Origin of the sequence: Kribbella jiaozuonensis (assembly GCF_005233875.1) — a bacterium.
GTDB lineage: Bacteria > Actinomycetota > Actinomycetes > Propionibacteriales > Kribbellaceae > Kribbella > Kribbella jiaozuonensis.
The window spans coordinates 329,127-347,240 of record NZ_SZPZ01000002.1 but is presented as its reverse complement, the minus strand read 5'-3'; the positions used below and the strand labels follow the sequence as shown (position 1 = coordinate 347,240).

General features: G+C 68.0%; 16 protein-coding genes. 6 read left to right on the top strand and 10 right to left on the bottom strand.

The window, feature by feature from the left end; genetic code table 11:
- Positions 1 to 38 precede the first annotated feature (38 nt).
- From FDA38_RS13255 to FDA38_RS13245, 3 genes are all read left to right on the top strand, one after another.
- Positions 39 to 1,121 (top strand): substrate-binding domain-containing protein, encoded by a 1,083-nt coding sequence (locus FDA38_RS13255; protein WP_137254339.1) that lies wholly within the window; start codon positions 39 to 41, stop codon positions 1,119 to 1,121.
- A 124-nt stretch (positions 1,122 to 1,245) separates the two neighbouring features.
- Positions 1,246 to 2,061 carry an ATP-binding cassette domain-containing protein gene (locus tag FDA38_RS13250; protein ID WP_137254338.1) on the top strand — a complete coding sequence of 272 codons (816 nt, stop codon included), beginning with the start codon at positions 1,246 to 1,248 and terminating at the stop codon, positions 2,059 to 2,061.
- On the top strand, positions 2,058 to 3,365 hold the full coding sequence (locus FDA38_RS13245; RefSeq protein WP_202877669.1) for a sugar ABC transporter permease: 1,308 nt from the start codon (positions 2,058 to 2,060) through the stop codon (positions 3,363 to 3,365). The genes FDA38_RS13250 and FDA38_RS13245 overlap by 4 nt, the downstream gene beginning before the upstream one ends.
- Here the strand turns inward: FDA38_RS13245 and FDA38_RS13240 are convergent.
- Entirely contained in the window at positions 3,328 to 3,993 is a 666-nt protein-coding gene (locus FDA38_RS13240) for a response regulator (RefSeq protein WP_137254337.1), read from the bottom strand. The genes FDA38_RS13245 and FDA38_RS13240 overlap by 38 nt on opposite strands.
- The gene (locus FDA38_RS13235; RefSeq protein WP_137254336.1) at positions 3,990 to 5,987 is read right to left on the bottom strand and encodes a sensor histidine kinase; all 1,998 of its coding nucleotides are present in this window, start codon (positions 5,985 to 5,987) and stop codon (positions 3,990 to 3,992) included. Before FDA38_RS13235 ends, FDA38_RS13240 begins: the two co-directional genes overlap by 4 nt.
- A 138-nt stretch (positions 5,988 to 6,125) precedes the next feature.
- On the opposite strand from FDA38_RS13235, the gene FDA38_RS13230 reads away from it, so the two are divergent.
- Positions 6,126 to 6,662 carry a hypothetical protein gene (locus tag FDA38_RS13230; RefSeq protein WP_137254335.1) on the top strand — a complete coding sequence of 179 codons (537 nt, stop codon included), beginning with the start codon at positions 6,126 to 6,128 and terminating at the stop codon, positions 6,660 to 6,662.
- Positions 6,663 to 6,716: 54 nt separating this feature from the next.
- Here FDA38_RS13230 and FDA38_RS13225 read toward each other — a convergent pair whose 3' ends face one another.
- From FDA38_RS13225 to gcvT, 6 genes are all read right to left on the bottom strand, one after another.
- Positions 6,717 to 7,736: an ABC transporter ATP-binding protein gene (locus FDA38_RS13225; protein ID WP_137254334.1), complete on the bottom strand. Its 1,020-nt coding sequence runs from the start codon at positions 7,734 to 7,736 to the stop codon at positions 6,717 to 6,719.
- Between the two features lie 18 nt (positions 7,737 to 7,754).
- Positions 7,755 to 8,882 carry an ABC transporter ATP-binding protein gene (locus tag FDA38_RS13220; protein WP_137254333.1) on the bottom strand — a complete coding sequence of 376 codons (1,128 nt, stop codon included), beginning with the start codon at positions 8,880 to 8,882 and terminating at the stop codon, positions 7,755 to 7,757.
- A gap of 47 nt (positions 8,883 to 8,929) precedes the next feature.
- The gene (locus FDA38_RS13215) at positions 8,930 to 9,922 is read right to left on the bottom strand and encodes an ABC transporter permease (protein WP_137254332.1); all 993 of its coding nucleotides are present in this window, start codon (positions 9,920 to 9,922) and stop codon (positions 8,930 to 8,932) included.
- Between the two features lie 95 nt (positions 9,923 to 10,017).
- Complete coding sequence (locus FDA38_RS13210) at positions 10,018 to 11,775, bottom strand: ABC transporter substrate-binding protein (protein ID WP_137254331.1); 1,758 nt, start codon at positions 11,773 to 11,775, stop codon at positions 10,018 to 10,020.
- A 41-nt stretch (positions 11,776 to 11,816) separates the two neighbouring features.
- Positions 11,817 to 12,824: an ABC transporter permease gene (locus FDA38_RS13205; RefSeq protein ID WP_137254330.1), complete on the bottom strand. Its 1,008-nt coding sequence runs from the start codon at positions 12,822 to 12,824 to the stop codon at positions 11,817 to 11,819.
- A 334-nt stretch (positions 12,825 to 13,158) separates the two neighbouring features.
- A complete protein-coding gene (gcvT, locus tag FDA38_RS13200) occupies positions 13,159 to 14,259 on the bottom strand; it encodes a glycine cleavage system aminomethyltransferase GcvT (protein WP_137254329.1) in 1,101 nt (366 codons plus the stop codon).
- Between the two features lie 98 nt (positions 14,260 to 14,357).
- On the opposite strand from gcvT, the gene FDA38_RS13195 reads away from it, so the two are divergent.
- Positions 14,358 to 15,851: a leucyl aminopeptidase gene (locus FDA38_RS13195; protein WP_137254328.1), complete on the top strand. Its 1,494-nt coding sequence runs from the start codon at positions 14,358 to 14,360 to the stop codon at positions 15,849 to 15,851.
- On the opposite strand, the gene FDA38_RS13190 is transcribed toward FDA38_RS13195, so the two are convergent.
- Together FDA38_RS13190 and FDA38_RS13185 are read right to left on the bottom strand one after the other, a co-directional pair.
- Complete coding sequence (locus tag FDA38_RS13190) at positions 15,840 to 16,169, bottom strand: cupin domain-containing protein (RefSeq protein WP_137254327.1); 330 nt, start codon at positions 16,167 to 16,169, stop codon at positions 15,840 to 15,842. The genes FDA38_RS13195 and FDA38_RS13190 overlap by 12 nt on opposite strands.
- Positions 16,166 to 16,480 (bottom strand): hypothetical protein, encoded by a 315-nt coding sequence (locus tag FDA38_RS13185; protein ID WP_137254326.1) that lies wholly within the window; start codon positions 16,478 to 16,480, stop codon positions 16,166 to 16,168. Before FDA38_RS13185 ends, FDA38_RS13190 begins: the two co-directional genes overlap by 4 nt.
- Before the next feature lie 185 nt (positions 16,481 to 16,665).
- On the opposite strand from FDA38_RS13185, the gene lpdA reads away from it, so the two are divergent.
- Positions 16,666 to 18,045: a dihydrolipoyl dehydrogenase gene (lpdA, locus tag FDA38_RS13180; RefSeq protein ID WP_137254325.1), complete on the top strand. Its 1,380-nt coding sequence runs from the start codon at positions 16,666 to 16,668 to the stop codon at positions 18,043 to 18,045.
- Positions 18,046 to 18,114: the final 69 nt, after the last annotated feature.

The window sequence follows — 18,114 nt, the reverse complement described above, 5'->3', positions numbered from 1 at the left end:
GGCAGGCCAATCGGGCCGTCTCGTCAAGGAGCCGCCATATGTCCGTCTCAGCAACCCGTCTCGTCGGCCTCGGCATCGCCGTCTCGGCCCTCGCCGTCTCCCTGGTGGCCTGTGGCAGTGACAACGGAGGCGACTCCGGCAGCGGCTCAGGCGGCGCGAAGAAGATCGCGCTGTTGCTGCCCGAGTCGAAGACCACCCGGTACGAGGCACTCGACCGGCCGCTGTTCACCGAGGCCCTGAAGGCCGCCTGCGCCGACTGCCAGCTGATCTACAGCAACGCCGACCAGGACGCGGCCAAGCAGCAGACGCAGGCCGAGGCCGCGCTCACCCAGGGAGCGAACGTGCTGGTCCTGGACCCGGTCGACGGCAAGGCCGCCGCGGCCGTCGTGAGCTCCGCGAAGGCGCAGAACGTCCCGGTGGTCGCGTACGACCGGTTCATCGAGAACGCCAATTACTACGTCTCGTTCGAGAACGAGGCGGTCGGCAAGCTGCAGGCGCAGACCCTGGTCGACGACCTGAAGGCGGCCGGCAAGACGTCCGGCAACCTCGCGATGATCAACGGCGCGCCGACCGACCCGAACGCGGCCGACTTCAAGAAGGGCGCGCACAGCGTGCTCGACTCGAGCGGGTTCAAGATCGCCGCCGAGTTCGACACCCCGGACTGGAGCCCGGACAAGGCCCAGGCCTGGATGGAAGGCCAGCTGAGCGCGATCAAGAACGGCCTGGTCGGCGTGTACGCCGCCAACGACGGTACGGCGGGTGGCGCGATCGCAGCCCTCAAGGGCGGTGGCGTGACGCCGCTGCCGCCGGTCACCGGTCAGGACTCCGAGCTGGCCGCGATCCAGCGGATCGTCGCCGGTGACCAGGCGATGACGATCTACAAGGCGGTCAAGCCGCAGGCCGAGGCCGCCGCGAAGGGCGCGGTCGCGCTGGCGAACGGCGGCAAGCCCGAGTCGACCACCGAGAAGAGCGGCGTACCGTCGACGATCCTCGACCCGGTCGCGGTGACCAAGGCCAACATCAAGGACACCGTTGTCAAGGACAACATCTACAAGGTCAGCGACATCTGCACCGCGGCGTTCGCCGCCGCCTGCACCGCGGCCGGTCTGACCGCCAACTGACCCGCATTTCGATCCGCCCTCGGCGTAGCCCCCCGCAGTGAGGTGCGGGGGGCTACGCCGGACCTCTCCCCAACCGCGCCCCCGGCGAGGATCATGGCGTGAAATAAGTCCAGGAGGCTCACTCGTGACTGTTACCCCGGCTCCTCCCGACGTCGGCGCCGGTACGGTGCTGACGCTGCAGGGGATCTCCAAGCGGTTCGGCGCCGTGCAGGCCCTGAAGAACATCGAGCTGGACGTGCGCGCCGGCGAAGTACTGGCGCTGGTCGGCGACAACGGCGCCGGCAAGTCCACGCTGGTCAAGACCATCGCCGGCGTCTACACCGCCGACGACGGGACGATGGTGTTCGACGGCCGCGAAGTACGGGTCGGCAGCCCGGCCGAGGCGCAGCAGCTCGGCATCGCCACCGTCTTCCAGGACCTGGCGCTGTGCGACAACCTCGACGTCGTCGCGAACCTGTACCTCGGTCGCGAGCTCCGCCACGGCGGCGTCCTGGACGAGGTCGAGATGGAACGCCAGTCGTGGGAGCTGCTCCGGCAGCTGTCCGCGAAGATCCCGTCGGTCCGGATCCCGGTCGCCAGCCTGTCCGGCGGCCAGCGGCAGACCGTCGCGATCGCCCGCAGCCTGCTCGGCAAACCCAAGGTCGTGATGCTGGACGAACCGACGGCGGCCCTCGGCGTGGCTCAGACCGCCGAGGTGCTGAACCTGGTCGAGCGGCTGCGCGAACGCGGGCTCGCCGTGATCCTGATCAGCCACAACATGGCCGACGTGATGGCGGTCGCCGACCGGGTCGCAGTACTGCGTCTCGGCCGCAACAACGGCGTCTTCGTGGTCAGCGAGACCAGGACGCAAGACATCATCGCCGCCATCACCGGCGCCACCGACAACGCGGTCTCGGAGCGTGCAGCGCGCCGAAGCCGGGAGGAGGGTCCCGCATCATGAGCCTGCACGGATCGGGCACCCGTCCCCAGGACGACACCAGCAGTACGCCGGCTACGCCCGAGCCGAACGGGGTCGACCAACTGCCGGCCGACCTCCAGGACGAGCGGCTGATCGCGAGCAGCGGCGTCAGCGGCGCCGTCTCCGCGTTCACCGCCCGGCTGCGCTCCGGCGACCTGGGCTCGGTCCCGGTCGTCATCGGCCTGATCATCATCTGGGCGGTCTTCCAGATCGCCAACGGGTCCTTCCTGTCCAGCCGCAACCTGGTGAACCTGACGCTGCAGACCACCTCGGTCGGCGTGATTGCCCTCGGCATCGTCCTGGTCCTGCTGCTGGGTGAGATCGACCTGTCCGTCGGTTCGGTCAGCGGTCTGTCCGGGGCGGTTCTCGGCGTCACGTTCGTCAACAAGGGCTGGCCACTGGTGCTCTCGCTGGTGGTCGGCATCGCCCTCGGCCTGGTCATCGGCTTGTTCTACGGCGCGCTCTACACACGCTTCGGCGTACCGAGCTTCGTGATCACGCTGGCCGGTCTGCTCGGCTTTCTCGGCCTGCAGTTGCTGGTGCTCGGGAAGGAAGGTTCGCTGAACCTCCCGTACGACTCGGCGCTGGTCGGCTTCGCGACCCGGAGCTTCCTCTCCCCCGCGATCGCCTACGCCCTGGTCGCAGTCGTGGTCGCGGCGTACGTGTTGACCCGTCTCCGCACCCGGGGCGCCCGGGCCGCGGCGGGTCTCTCGACGGCGCCGACGTCGATGATCGTGATCAAGGCCGCTGCGATGGCTGTCGTGCTGCTGGTGGCAGTGCTGATCCTGAACGGCGACCGCGGTGTCTCGTCGATGTTCCTGCTGTTCCTCGCGCTGGTGGTCGCGACGGATCTCGCGGTACGGCGTACGCGCTGGGGCCGCTCGGTCGTCGCGGTCGGCGGCAATGTGGAGGCCGCCCGGCGGGCCGGTATCAACGTGCGGATGATCTACCTGTCCGTGTTCGCGGCCTGCTCGACGTTCGCCGCGGTCGGTGGAATCCTCGCCGCGGCCCGGCTGGTCGCGGTCAACCAGAGCAGCGGCGGCGGCGACACCAACCTGAACGCGATCGCGGCGGCCGTCATCGGCGGCACCAGCCTGTTCGGCGGCCGCGGGTCGGCGTACTCCGCATTGCTCGGCGCGCTGGTGATCATGTCGATCTCCAACGGCCTCGCCCTGCTGAGCCTGGACTCGAGCGTCCGCTACATGGTGACTGCCGGCGTGCTGTTGATCGCCGTCACCATCGACTCCCTCAGCCGCCGGAGCCGCCAGGCGCACGGTCGGGCCTGATCGCGCCCCGGGCCAGCAGGGCCGCTTCGGTCCGGTTGGCGACGCCGAGTTTGCCGAAGATCGTCGACAGATTGTTGTTGACGGTCTTCGGCGTGAGGGCGAGCCGGCTCGCCATCGCGGTCGTCGACAGTCCGCCGGCCAGCAGTTCGAGGATCTGACGTTCCCGCGGCGTCAACGCCTGCAAGGGATCCGGCGGTGCGCTGACCCGGCCCGCGGCCGCGTCGAGTACGTGCCGAGCGACGCCCGAGCCGAGGATCGAGTCACCCGCGGCAACCGCCTGGATCGCCCGGACGATTTGTTGCTGCGACGACCCTTTCAGCACATACCCCGCCGCACCCGCGCGCACCGCTGCCCGCACGGTCTCGTCGTCGTCCAGCATCGTCAGCATCAGTACGCCGACCGCCGGCGCCACCCGAGCGACCTCCTGCGTCGCCGCGACGCCGTCCCCGCCGGGCATGTGAATGTCCATCACAAGTACGTCGGGCTGCAGTGTCACCGCGGCGCGGACCGCCTCCGGCCCGTTCGCGGCGACGCCCACCACCGAGATCCCGTCCACCGAGGCGAGCAGTACCTGCAACCCGTCCCGTACGACGGGATGGTCGTCGGCCAGCACCACCCGGACCGTCATCGCGAAACCTCCAACGGCAAACAGGTCTGAACCCGGCCACCGGTCGCAGTACCTTCCGCCACCAGCGTGCCGCCCAACTCAGCCACCCGCTCGCGCATCGACGTCAACCCCACCCCCGGAACCCATTGCCCGTTGACCGCAGGCCCGTCGTCGACGATCGACAGTCGCAGCGCACGCCCGTCACCACTGATCCGCACCTCGGCCTCCCCGGCCCGCGAGTGCCGCGCGACATTCGTCAACGCCTCGGTGACGATCCGGTACGCCGTGACCTCCACGACCGCCGGCAACCCGTCAGGCACCTCATCGGCCCGGACCGTCACCTGCAAAGGCGATCCGTCGCCCCGGCGATCGACGAGCGCCGCATGCCGTCGTACCGCTTCCACCAACCCGACCTCGTCCAGCGCGGACGGATGCAGCTGGTTGATCAGCCGCCGTACGTCGGCGATCGCACTGTCGACGATCGCGCGGATCTCGGCGGCCAGCGGCTGCACCGGATCGTCCGCGAGGTTCATCACGGCATCGGCGCGGAACCCGATCCCGGTCAACGCCGGACCCAACCCGTCATGCAGATCCCGCCGCAACCGCCGCCGCTCCTCCTCACGCGCCGCGACCAACTCCCGCCGCGACTGCTGTACGGCGTCCGACAGCGCCTGCGCCCGCAAGGCGACACCCAGCGGGGCCGCCATCAACTCGAGCACCACCCGATCCGCCGCGGACAACCGCTTCTCGCCCGGCCGCACACCAACCTGGAGCTCGCCAACCGGTGCACCCGCTTGCAGCAGCGGAATTGCCACCAGCAACGACGGCCGGACCCCATGCTCCCCGCGAATCACCCCGGCCTCGTCCGCCAGAGCGGCGTACGGAAGGCGCAACGCCTGACACACAGCCGGCAGTACGTCGGCCGGCTGCGACGCCCCGGTCAGCTGCGCCGCAACCGAGGACGCCGCGCGTACCGGGTTGCCGCGATCCCCGTAAAACAAGCGATCCACGAGCCGCTGCAGCCGAACGCGGACCGGATTGAACCCGATCGCGACCACCAAGGTGGCCAGCACAGCACCACTGGCGTTGATCCGCGGGCGGAGCAGCCGATCGGTCAGCTCGACCAGGCCGAGGTACGCCGCCGCGACCGCGGCCGTCAACAGCAGATAGGTCACCGTCCGGGACCACACCAGCCGGATGTCGAGCAGCTGGTACCGCAGTACGGCGACCGTCATCGACGCCGGGATCAACGCGACCAGCGTCAGGACGATGATCGGGAAGCCGGTGCTGCCGATCGGCCCGGCGAAGCGCAACGACACGACCAGCACAGCGGCGACCGTTGCTGCTAGCAACAACCAGAGCAGTTGCCGGCGCACCCGTTCGTCGCCGCGCCGGTAGCGGACCACGAGCCCGGCGATCGCCGCCAGGAACGTCCCGGCCAGCAGCAGGTCGGAGACGGTCTGCAACGGCACCAACCCGTCCAGCGCCGGAATCCGCAGCCAGGACACGGCTCGATCCTGTGCCGCGAGTCCATCGACCGCAGCCAGCGGGTTCCGGTCGGCACTGAACAACAGGACCTGCAAGGGAGCGTTGACCAAGGCAACAACCAGTACTGCCCGCCACAGCAACTTGCCATCCGGGAAGACCAGCAAGGCCAACGGTATGAACAAGCTCACCGACCACGGCCACAACAGCGAATACAGGGTCGCCGGCAACTGTGCCGAACCGGTGCCTTCCAGCGCATGGATCAACCACGGCGTCACCGCCGGCGTCCCGGTCTGCGCGATGCCCACGCCCAGGAGCAACCAGCCCAGCCAGTTCCGCGGCCGGTGCCACGCGATCAGGCCACCCGACACAGCGCAACTGATGCCGACGACCGCGTTGGGGATCATGAAGCTGTCGCGGGCCTGCGAGTAGCTGAGCCCGATCGTCACCGCACCCACGACCGCAACCACCGCCTCGACCAGGACAAGCCCGAGCAGCAGCCCCACCCAGGTCCGGCGATCGATGCTCACGTGCCCATGGTGCGGTGCCGGACTACCCGCTGTCTCTAGGCAAATGTCCCGGCCGGCCCGGGTTACCTGCCCTGTCGATCCAGGTCAGCCCACGCCGAGCCTGGAGACATCAGACAACCGCTCCAAGGGGGACATTCCATGACCACCATCACCACCACGGACACCGCGCTCCGCCCGCTCGCCTGGACAACCATCGTCGGCGGGCTAGGCATCGTCGCCGCCGGAAGCGTCGCCGCGATCGACGCGAACATCGCCGACAGCACCTGGTTCGCCTTCGCCGGCGCGAGCGCCCTGCTCTCCACCGCCGGCGTCCTCGGCCTGCGCCGCGCGACCACCGCCGTACCGCTTGCCCACAAGGCCCTGAGCGCCGTCGCCGTTACGATGACCCTCTTCGCGCTGGCCCACTTCTACGCGGTCGCCGACCAGGACAAGGCCATCCCATTCTTCAGCGCCTTCATGATGCTGTCCGCCCTCGGCCTGACCATCGCCGGCATCGCCATCCTCCGAGCCCGCCTCTGGTCCGGCGCAGCCCGCGCCATCCCCCTGATCACCGGCCTCTGGCCCCTGACCATCCCGATCGGCCTCGCCCTCGGCGACGTACCCCACTTCATCGCCATCACCCTCTGGGGCGCCTGCTGGACCGCCGTCGGCAGCCTCCTCACCAAACTGCACTGACGCCGAGCGCATGAGAAAGCCCCCGTCGTCGTTGACGGGGGCTTTCTCCGTTGGTTACGCGGTGGCGGCGGTCAGGTCGACCTTGGGCTCCGCGAAGTGGCAGGCCGCCGTGTGGCCCGGGCTGGACTGCGGCTTGATCTCCAGCAGGGGCTCCTGGGTGGCGCAGATGTCCTCCGCCTTCCAGCAGCGGGTCCGGAACCGGCAGCCGCTCGGCGGGTCAATCGGCGAGGGTACGTCGCCGACCAGCCGGATCCGCTCCTTCGGCGGGACCCCGCGGATCGTGCCGAGGTCCGGCGCCGCCGACAGCAGGGCCTGCGTGTACGGGTGCTGCGGGGCGTTGTAGATCTGGTCCCGCGAGCCCTGCTCGACGATCTTGCCGAGGTACATCACCGCGACCTCGTCACAGAAGTGCCGGACCACGCCGAGGTCGTGCGCGATGAACACGAACGCGATGCCGAGATCGCGCCGCAGGTCCTCGAGCAGGTTCATCACCTGGGCCTGGATCGACACGTCCAGTGCGGACACCGGCTCGTCGGCGATGATCACCTCGGGCTCCACCGCGAGCGCCCGGGCGATGCCGATGCGCTGCCGCTGGCCGCCGGAGAACTCGTTCGGGTACCGGTTGTGGTGCTCCGGGTTCAGACCGACCCGCTCCAGCAGCTCCTGGACCCGGGCGAGTTCCTTGCCCTTCTTGACCAGGTTGTGCACGCGCAGCGGCGTACTGATGATGTTGCTGACCGTCTGGCGCGGGTTCAGCGAGCTGTACGGGTCCTGGAACACGATCTGCAACTGCCGGCGGAACGGGCGCAGGTCCCGCTCCTTCAGCTGCGCGATGTCGGTGCCCTTGAACAGGATCTGGCCGGCCGTCGGGGTCAGCAACCGGGTGATCATCCGGCCGGTGGTCGACTTGCCGCACCCGGACTCTCCGACCAGGCCCAGGCTGCCGCTCTGCTTCAGATCGAAGCTGACGCCGTCGACGGCCTGCACGACCTTCTTGGTCCGGGCGAGACCGGCAGCTTCCTTGATCGGGAAGTGCATCTTCAGGTCGCGGACCTGCAGCAATGTTTCGCTCATATCTCCTCAGTCCCCTCGTCAGCCCAGTCTCGGCGCGACCTCGGCCTCGTAGATCGAGGCCTTGTCGTGCAGGTGACAACGGGAGGTATGGGCACCGGCACCGTCCACCGGCAGCAGGTCCGGCAGTTGGGTGGTGCAGAGCTCACCCTTGACCCGCTCGACGTACGGGCACCGGGCGCTGAACGAGCAGCCGTCCGGCAGATTCAGCAGGCTCGGCGGCAGGCCCTTGATCGGGCGCAGCCGCTCGCTCGCGGCGGAGACGGTCGGGATCGACTCGAGCAGACCCCAGGTGTAGGGCATCCGCGGGTTGGCCAGTACGTCGGCGGCGGTGCCGTACTCGACGCAGCGCCCGGCGTACATCACCAGGACGTCGTCGGCCATCTCGGCGACCACGCCGAGGTCGTGCGTGATCAGCACGATCGCGGAGCCGAACTCCTTCTGCAGGTTGTTCAGCAGGTCCAGGATCTGCGCCTGCACGGTCACGTCCAGCGCGGTGGTCGGCTCGTCGGCGATCACCAGCTTCGGATCGTTGATCAGGCTCATCGCGATCATCGCGCGCTGCCGCATACCGCCGGAGAACTCGTGCGGGTACTGCGCGAACCGCCGCGGCGGGTTCGGGATGCCGACCAGTTCGAGCATCTCCAGCGCCCGCTTCTTCGCGACGTCCTTGGAGACCTTGTGGTGCACGCGGTACCCCTCGACCAGCTGGTTGCCGATCGTGTACAGCGGGTGCAGCGAGGACTGCGGGTCCTGGAAGACCATCGACACCGCGTCGCCGCGGATCTTCATCAGGTCGTTCTCGGACAGGCCGAGCAGCTCGTCGCCGCCGAGCCGGATCGAGCCGGTGATCCGGGTCCGCTTGCGGTCGTGCAGGCCCATCACGGCCATGCTCGACACCGACTTGCCGGATCCGGACTCACCGACGATCGCCAGCGTGCGGCCGAGCGGGACCGAGTAGCTCAGCCCGTTCACCGCGCTGACCAGACCGTCCGCGGTCGGGAACTTCACGCTCAGGTCCTCGACCACCAGGTACGGCGTCTCACCGCTGGGGTTGATCGAACCGTCGCGGCGCTCACGGGTGGCGACCGACGGGCCACGCTTGACGGGCGCGGTCGCGTCCGCCGGAGTGGCTGCACTCTCGGCCATGCTGTCCTTCCGGTCTTCGGGGGCCCTGTCTTCAGGTGCTGGGGTGCTCACGACAGCCTCACCCGCGGGTCGATCAGGCTGTAGCCGATGTCCACCAGCAGGTTCATCACGACAATGATGACCGAGGCAACCAGCACGGTGCCCATGATCACCGGCAGGTCGTAGCTGTTCAAACTGTCGAGCACGAGTACGCCGAGACCGGGGAGGTCGAAGATCCGTTCGGTGAAGATCGCGCCGCCGAGGCTGCCGGCGACGTCCAGACCGAAGATCGTGACGACCGGGATCAACCCGGAGCGCAGCGCGTGCTTGTAGGTGACCACGCGGTCGGACAGGCCCTTGGCCCGCGCGGTGCGGATGAAGTCTTCGCTCAGCGTCTCGACCATGGAGCCGCGTGAGTACCGCGCGTACGCGGTGCAGTTGTAGATGCCGAGTACCAGCCACGGTGTCAGCAGACCGGCGAACCATTTCGCCGGATTCTCCGAGGGTGGTGTCCATTCACCCCGTGGAAGGATCGGATAGAGCACGGTCAGGTAGAGGGCGACCATCAGGGCGACGATGTAGTACGGCACCGAACTGACCACCAGCGTGCTGGTCATCAGTGCCCGGTCGCCCAGGGTCCCGCGTCTCTTCGCCGCCATCGATCCGACGAACACACCGATCGTCAGGACCAGGACGGCGTACCCGAGCACCAGCGAGACCGTCACCGGGAACCGGGTCTTGATCATCTCCGTGACCGGGCGGTCGTTCTTGAACGAGAAGCCGAGGCACGGCGCCGCGCAGTGCTGCGTGACACCCGACGTGGTGAAGTCGCGGCCGGTGAAGATTCCCGCGGTGTACTCCGCGAACTGCTGCACCTTGGGGCGGTCGAGATGCAGGTTCTGCCTGATCTCGTTGTAGCGCTGCTGGGTGCACTGGCGCTCGCCGCAGATCGCACCGGCCGGATCGGTCGGCGCGATGAAGAACAACGCGAAGGTCGCGATCAGCGTTGCCAACACGACACTGAGCGCGCTGACCAGTCGGCGCGCCACGAAATAGAGCACGGGATTGTCTCCTCACCGATCGATGTGGTGCCCGGACGGTGGTCCGGGCACCACATCACCGTTCATTGACTGACTACTACTTCAGAACGGGCCGATCAGGGCTGCTTCAGGAACATCGAGGTGAACTCGAAGATGCCCTGTGTCGGGTCGTTGATCGCGTGCCCGATGTTCTTACCGATCGGCATGTTGCTGGAGCTGTAGTAGAGCGGCAGGACCGGGAGGTACTTCTCCAGGATCTCCTTGTCGATCTTCGACCACTCCTTCAGCTGCTCGTCCGGCGTCTTGGCCGTGATCGCGTCGATCTCGGCGTCGAGGGCCTTGTCCTGCAGCTGACCGACGCTGTTGCCCAGCGGGATCGCGTCGGACTTGAACAGAACCGGGAACCAGCTCGTACCGCTCGGCCAGTCGGAGCACCAACCGGTCGGGGTCTTGCCGATGTTGACCGGAGCGTTCTGGTCACCGGTGAAGGTACGGATCTTCGCCTTCGGCACGCCGATGGCGCGGACCTTGAAGCCGGCCTTCTCGAACATCTGCTTGCGCAGCTGCGTGGTCTGGGTCGAGATCTTGTCGTCGATCGAGTAGTACCAGCTGAGCTCGAAGTTCGACTTGCCCAGCTTGGCCAGCTCGGACTTGACCTCGGCGGCCACCGCGTCGTCCTCGGCGCCCTTACCGGTACCGGTCAGACCCGGGAGCTCGTACTTCTCGAAGCCCGGAACGGCCGGCGGCAGGATCGTCGACGACGGCGGGTCGTCGGTCGGGTTCAGACCGGCAACCTTGCGCCACGCGTCGTACGGGTGCGCCTTGGCGATCAGCTTGCGGACCTCCAGCGGGATCTTCCGGGTGTCCATCGTGTACATGATCGAACACGGGGACTGGCCCTTGACGAGCTGGTTCTGGTCCTTGACCTCAGGCAGCAGCGAGACGTCCAGGTTGGAGTAGTTCACCGCGTCGGCGTCCGGACCGGAGCTGGCCAGCACCTGACGCTGGGCCTTGATCAGGTCCTGGCTGAACTTGAAGTCCCAGCCGTCGACGTACTGGTGCCGCACCGGGTCGGTGTTCGGGTCCCAGCTCGGGTTCTTCGACAGCTTGAGCTCGGTACCCGGGGTGTAGGACTGGACCTGGTACGGGCCGGTCACCATCGGGTGCTGCTCGTAGTTCTTCTGGGTGTCCTTGGCCTGCGGGATCGGCGCGAACATCGGGAACGCCGCGTAGTAGGGCAGGTCGTCGAACTTCTTCGCCAGCTTGATGACCAGCGTGTGGTCGTCCGGCGTCTCGACACCCTTGTAGTCGGCGCCGCCGGCGCCGTACGGGCCCTTGTACTTGTCGCCGTCCAGGAAGAACTGCTGCTGGTACGTGGGTCCGGCGTCGTACAGGTCGTGCGCGAAGGACCGCTTGATCGCGTACGCGTAGTCCTTGGCCGTGACCGGCGTGCCGTCCTGGTACTTGATGCCCTGCTTCAGCTTGAAGGTCCAGGTCAGACCGTCCGCGGACTTCGTGCCGAGGTCCTCAGCGAGGTCCGGAACCAGCACCGGCTTGTGGTCCGGGCCGTCCAGGCGGTACTGGGTCAGCGCCCGGTAGAACAGCTTGCCGATCTGGTTGCCGTCGACGTAGTAGATGTTCGTCGGGTCGAAGGTGTCCGGCGTCACGTCGCTCAGGACCGTGATCGTGCCGCCCTTCTTGGCTCCGTCGACGTCAGGTGCAGGGCCCTTCGCAGTGGGGTCCGTAGCCTTGGCCTGAGCGCCCCCCACGTTGTTGGTGTCACCTTTGTTGCCGCTGTTCGAGGACGGGCTGCCACAGGCCACGGCGGCCAGCATGACCGTCGCCGCAACCGCGGTTATCCGTTTCCACTGCATGGTCGGGTTTCTCCTTTTCTGCCGCTGGGGCAATCGCCGAACTACCGGCGAGTCTTGGGGTCGAAGGCGTCCCGGATGGCGTCTCCGAGCAGCGCGAGAGCGAGCACCAGAGCGGTGATCCCGATCACGGGCAGCCAGAGGTACATCGGGTCGGCCTTGAACCAGTTCGTGGCGACGGCGATCGTCTGACCCCAGGAGGGGATCGGTTCGACGAGTCCGACACCGAGGAAGGAAAGTCCGGCCTCCGCGGTCACGTACGCGGGCAGCGCAAGCGAGGCCGAGATGACGATCGGGGCGACCAGGTTGGGCAGCAGTTCCTTGAACAGGACCTGCCGGGTCGGCACACCGATCGCCTTGGCAGCAAGGACGAACTCACGTTCTCGCAGCGAGAGCACCTCGCCGCGGATGATCCGGGCCAGGCCGGCCCAACCGAAGAACGAGAGGACGAAGATCAGTACGTAGAAGCGGATCGACGCCTGCTGCTGCGGCGTCAGGTTGAACGAACCGCCGCGCATCGACTCGACGATCGGCACCAGCGCGATCGCGAAGAGCAGGTACGGCAGGCTCAGGACGAAGTCGATCAGCCAGGAGATCACCCGGTCGACCCAGCCGCCGAGGAAGCCGGCGAGCAGACCCATCACGACGCCGATCACGGTGCCGACGACGGTGGCCAGGAACGCGATGATCAGCGACGGGCGGGCGCCGAACACCCAGCGGGCGAAGTTGTCCCGACCGGTCTTCGGTTCGACACCGAACCAGTGCGAGCTGTTGACGCCGATCGTCGGGTAGCCGTACTCGTCGATCAGGTCGGTGTGGAAGGTGCTGTAGTCCTGGCCCTCGAGCTTGGCCAGCAGCGGCGCGAAGACCGCGATCAGGATGAAGAACAGCACGATCGACGCGCAGATCACCGCAACCCGGTCCTTGCGCAACCGGTCGAACGCGATCCGGCTCGGCGACTTCCCGTGCGGGGTGGCCGAGGTGCGGACCGGCTCCGCCGACGCCGGGTGGTCCTCGATCCCTACGGTCGAGTCGGGCGACCCAATACTCATTCGCACTCCGTCAGTTCAGTCGGCCGGATTTCGGTCCGCAGATCCGGCACTTATCGGTGGATAGCGTGCCGAGCCTTTGCTTTGTGGAGGGCTCTGGTCAAATCCCCTTGACAGAGCCGATCCCCCACAACCGCGGGAAAGCCTGCCTGACACTGTGACACCAAACCAGCGGTGCCCGGCACCAGTGCACAAATCGTTACCGGAACGGGTACTGGAACGGAACATTTGCCCCGATTCGTCACCGTTCGCAGTCAATCCTTCGCAAAACGCGTCGGCACAGCACCGACAGTGGCCAATTTGTGCCACGTTATTACAGAAAGTTACCGTTTTGGCCCTAGCGGACGTGCACGGTGACGAACGGCGGTTTGACCACGTCGAACAACTCCTGGCGGCCGCGGATGTCGACCGTTACCTGATCGCCTTCCTTTACCGTCGCGTCCAGGAGGGCGAGCGCGATGCCTTTCTTCAGGGTCGGGGAGAACGTCCCGGAGGTGACTTCGCCGAGCTCCGTTCCGGCCTGATCCAGAACCGTCATGTGCGGCCGCGGAATGCCGCGTCCGGCCGCCCGGAGACCGCGCAGGATCCGGGCCGGTCCGCGCTCCTTCTCGGCGCGCAGGGCCTCGTCACCCCAGAAGTGCTCCTTCTTCCACCCGACAGCCCAGCCGGAGCGCGCCTGGACGGGCGTGATGTCCGGCGTGATGTCCTGGCCGTGCAGCGGGTACCCCATCTCGGTCCGCAATGTGTCGCGGGCGCCGAGGCCGGCCGGGACGATGTTGTACGGCTTCCCGGCCTCCAGCAGCGCGTCGAACACCGCGACCGCGGCGGCGTTCGGTACGACGAGCTCGTACCCGCGTTCGCCGGTATAACCAGTACGGCACACGACAACCGGCGTACCGCCGAAGTCTGCTGTGGCGAACGCCATGTAGTCGTGTCCGGTCGGAAGGCCGATCGCGGCGACGACCTCGTCGCTGTTCGCGCCCTGTACGGCGAGGATCGCGTAGTCGTCGTGGACGTTCGTCACCTCGACGCCCGCGGGTGCGTCGGCCTGCAGCAGCCGGACCACCTCGGCGGTGTTCGCCGCGTTCGGGATCAGGAACACTTCGTCGTCACCGTGCAGGTACGCGATCAGGTCGTCGACCACTCCCCCGCGCGCGTTGCAACACAGCGTGTACTGCGCCTGGCCCGGCGCGATCTTGCCCAGGTCGTTGGTCAGGCACGCGTTCACGTACGCCGCCGCGCCGGGGCCGGTCACGGTCGCCTTGCCGAGATGGCTCACGTCGAAGACGCCCACCGACGTACGGACCGCGGTGTGTTCGGCGACGACACCGGAGTACTCCAACGGCATCTCCCAGCCGCCGAACTCGGCGAACTTGGCGCCGAGCGCGACGTGGCGCTCGTGCAGCGGGGACTTCTTCAACTCAGGCGACTCGGTCATGGAGCGGAACTTACCCGACGCGTAGCATGCTCAGGCAGCTTGCACGTACCGTCACGACCGGCCATCTGAGTCGCCGGTCAAGGAGGACTGAGGATTTCGTGACCACCATCACCCTGAGCAAGTCCGATGCCGCCGGCGTCAAGACCGACGCCGTGGTCATCGGCGTGGTCAAACTCGGCGGCGGCGTCACCCTGCCGGCCGGCACCGAGTCGCTGAACGCCGCGTACGGCGGGAAGCTGGTGGAGGTGCTGTCCGGACTCGGCGCCACCGGCAAGGCCGGGGAGGTGACCAAGGTGCCCGGGCCGAAGCCGGGTAAGTCGGCGACGCTGATCGCGGTCGGCCTCGGCGCGGCCCCGGACGGCGCACTGAAGACCGAGGACCTGCGCACCGCGGCCGGCACGGGTGTGCGTGCGGCCAAGATCTCCCAGTCGGTCGCGTTCGCCCTGCCGATGCCGGACGCCGAGTGCATCCGCGCGGTGGCCGAGGGCGCGTTGATGGGCCGTTACGCGTTCACGGCGTACAAGTCTTCGGACAGCTCTGAGGCGCCGGGCAACCTGACGCTGCTCACCGACCTTGCTCGCAACAAGGACGCCAAGGCCGCGCTCGAGCGCGCCGAGGTGACCGCGGACGCCGTCGCGCAGGTGCGGGACTGGGTGAACACCCCGCCGTCGGACCTGCACCCGGTCGAGTTCGCCGCCGACGCGGTCAAGCTCGGCAAGGAGTACGGCGTCAAGGTCGAGGTGCTCGACGAGAAGGCGCTCGCAAAGGGCGGGTACGGCGGCATCCTCGGCGTCGGCCAGGGCTCGGCCAACCCGCCGCGGCTGGTCCGGCTGACCTACACGCCGCGCAAGCCGGTGACGCACCTCGCGTTCGTGGGCAAGGGCATCACGTTCGACTCCGGCGGCCTGTCGCTGAAGACGTCGACCGGCATGGTCAGCATGAAGTCCGACATGGCCGGCGCCGCCGCGGTCATCGGCGCGACGCTCGCCATCGCGCGGCTCGGTCTGCCGGTACAGGTGACGACGTACGCCGCGATGGCCGAGAACATGCCGTCCGGCTCGGCGGCGCGGCCGTCCGACGTACTGACGATGTACGGCGGCAAGACCGTCGAGGTGCTGAACACCGACGCCGAGGGCCGGCTCGTGCTCGGCGACGCGCTGGTGCGGGCGTCGGAGGACCAGCCCGACCTGATCGTCGACGTGGCGACGCTGACCGGTGCGTGTGTCGTTGCCCTGGGCACCAAGGTGGCCGGCGCGTTCGCGAACACCGACACCGCGCGCGACCGGGTGGTCGACGCGGCGATCGCGGCCGGCGAATCGATGTGGCCGCTGCCGATCCCGGCCGAGATGCTCGACAAGCTGAAGTCGCACTCGAAGGTCGCGGACCTGGCCAACATCACCGGCGAGGCCTGGGGCGGTGCACTGGCAGCGGCCGCGTTCCTCGGCGACTTCGTTGCTGAGGGCATCGACTGGGTGCACCTGGACGTGGCCGGCCCGGCCTTCAACGACGGCGGCGCGTCCGGCTACATCCCGAACGGCGGCACCGGGTACGCGGTCCGGACCCTGGTCGAGCTGGCCGCCTCAGCGAGCTGAGTAGCGAATCTCCAGCATGGTGCAGCCGGTCTCTGTTCGGTAGGGACCGTGCGGCATCCCCGGCGGCCGGCAGGCATAGTCGCCGGGGCGGAACGTCTGCTCGAGGGTGAGATCAGTCAGCTCACCCTCGAGCAGGTAGACCTCTTCGACGTATTCGTGACGGATGATTTCGGCACCTGAAACCGTCGCCGGCGCCCAGCGGGCCAACCGGGTCAGCGTTCCGTCGGCATCGCGGCTCAGCACCCGCTCGGAGATCCCGTTGCCGGCATCGGTCCAGGCGAGCACGCCGGACGGGAAGAACTCGCGCTCTTCCTTCACCGACCGTTGTTCTTCATCCGCGCGTTGTACTCGCGCATCCGGGGCGGGTACCCGACCACGGCCGCGTCGTACGACGGGATGCCGAGCTTGTTGGCGAAGTTGTGCGCCCACTGCACCGACGGGACCCGGCGGCGGGTCCACTCACCGTCGATGGCCACCAGGAGCAGGGTGTACTCCGTCACCGCGGTCCGCGGCTCGACGAATCCCTCGACTCCCTGGCGGGTCTGCACGAACTCCCTCAGGTGCGCCTGGTCCGGAGTGTCCGCCCGGCGCATCGTTCCGGCCTTCTGCCGGCGACCGAACCACTTCATGAGGTAAGTGTCCACTATGTGTGCAAGTTGTGGCCGAAATCCTGGATAACGGTTGCGGGTAGTAGCGATGTCCCCGGTGCGATCCGGCCCCGGCGTGGATCGGGGCCGGATCGGTGACAAGATTGCGCCGGGCCGGAACCGCGATCCGGGACCGCCTGCCTTGGACCACACCCACGGAGGAACCTGTGACTGACAGTGGTACGACGTACGACCTGGTGATTCTCGGTGGCGGCAGCGGTGGCTATGCCGCCGCACTGCGCGCTGCGACGCTCGGCATGTCCGTGGCGCTGGTGGAGAAGGACAAGGTCGGCGGGACCTGTCTGCATCGCGGATGCATCCCGACCAAGGCACTGCTGCACGCCGCGGAGGTCGCCGACTCGGCCCGCGAGGGTGAGCAGTTCGGTGTCCGGACGACGCTCGAGGGCGTCGACATGGGCGGTGTGAACAAGTACAAGGACGGCGTGGTCGACCGGCTGTTCAAGGGTCTGCAGGGCCAGTTGAAGGCGCGCGGCATCACGGTCGTCGAGGGCGAGGGGCGGCTCACCTCCCCCACCACGGTGCAGGTCGGCGACACGACGTACACGGGTCGCAACGTGATCCTTGCCTCCGGCTCCTACTCTCGCTCGCTTCCCGGCCTGGAGATCGACGGCGACCGGGTGATCGCGAGCGAGCACGCGCTGACGCTCGACCGGGTCCCGGAGTCGGCCGTCGTCCTGGGCGGCGGGGTGATCGGGGTCGAGTTCGCTTCGGCCTGGACCTCGTTCGGTACGCGCGTGACGATCGTCGAGGCGCTGCCGCGGCTGGTCCCGGCCGAGGACGCGGACTGCTCGAAGACACTCGAGCGGGCGTTCCGGAAGCGGAAGATCGCCTTCAAGACCGGTACACCGTTCGAGTCGGTCGAGGTGACCGATTCCGGCGTACGCGTGAGTGTCGCGGGCGGTGAGGTGATCGAGGCCGAGGTACTGCTCGTCGCCGTCGGCCGCGGACCGAACACCACGGGCCTCGGGTATGAAGAGGTCGGGGTCGCGCTCGATCGCGGGTTCGTGACCGTCGACCCGACACTGCAGACGAGCGTGCCGGGCGTGTACGCCGTGGGCGACATCGTGCCGGGGCTGCAGCTCGCGCACCGCGGGTTCCAGCAGGGCATCTTCGTCGCCGAACACCTTGCGGGCCTCGCGCCGACGCCGATCGACGAGGCCGGGATCCCGCGGGTGACGTACTCCGAGCCGGAGGTCGCGTCGGTCGGACTGACCGAGGAGCAGGCCCGCGCCAAGTACGGCGAGGTGGAGATCCTCAACTACAACCTCGGCGGTAACGGCAAGTCGCAGATCCTGAAGACGTCCGGCTTCGTCAAGCTGGTCCGGGCTCGTGACGGCGCGGTCGTGGGGCTGCACATGGTCGGCTCGCGTGTCGGTGAGCTGATCGGCGAGGCGCAGCTGATCTACAACTGGGAGGCGTACCCGGCCGACGTCGCGCCGCTGGTCCACGCGCACCCGACCCAGAACGAGGCCCTCGGCGAGGCGCACCTGGCGCTCGCCGGGAAACCTTTGCACTTCCATGACTGAGCTTTCTGGACCGCTTGCTGGACCGTCCCAGTAGGTTTGAGCCGTAGGAGCGTGCGAGGCCCGTAACCC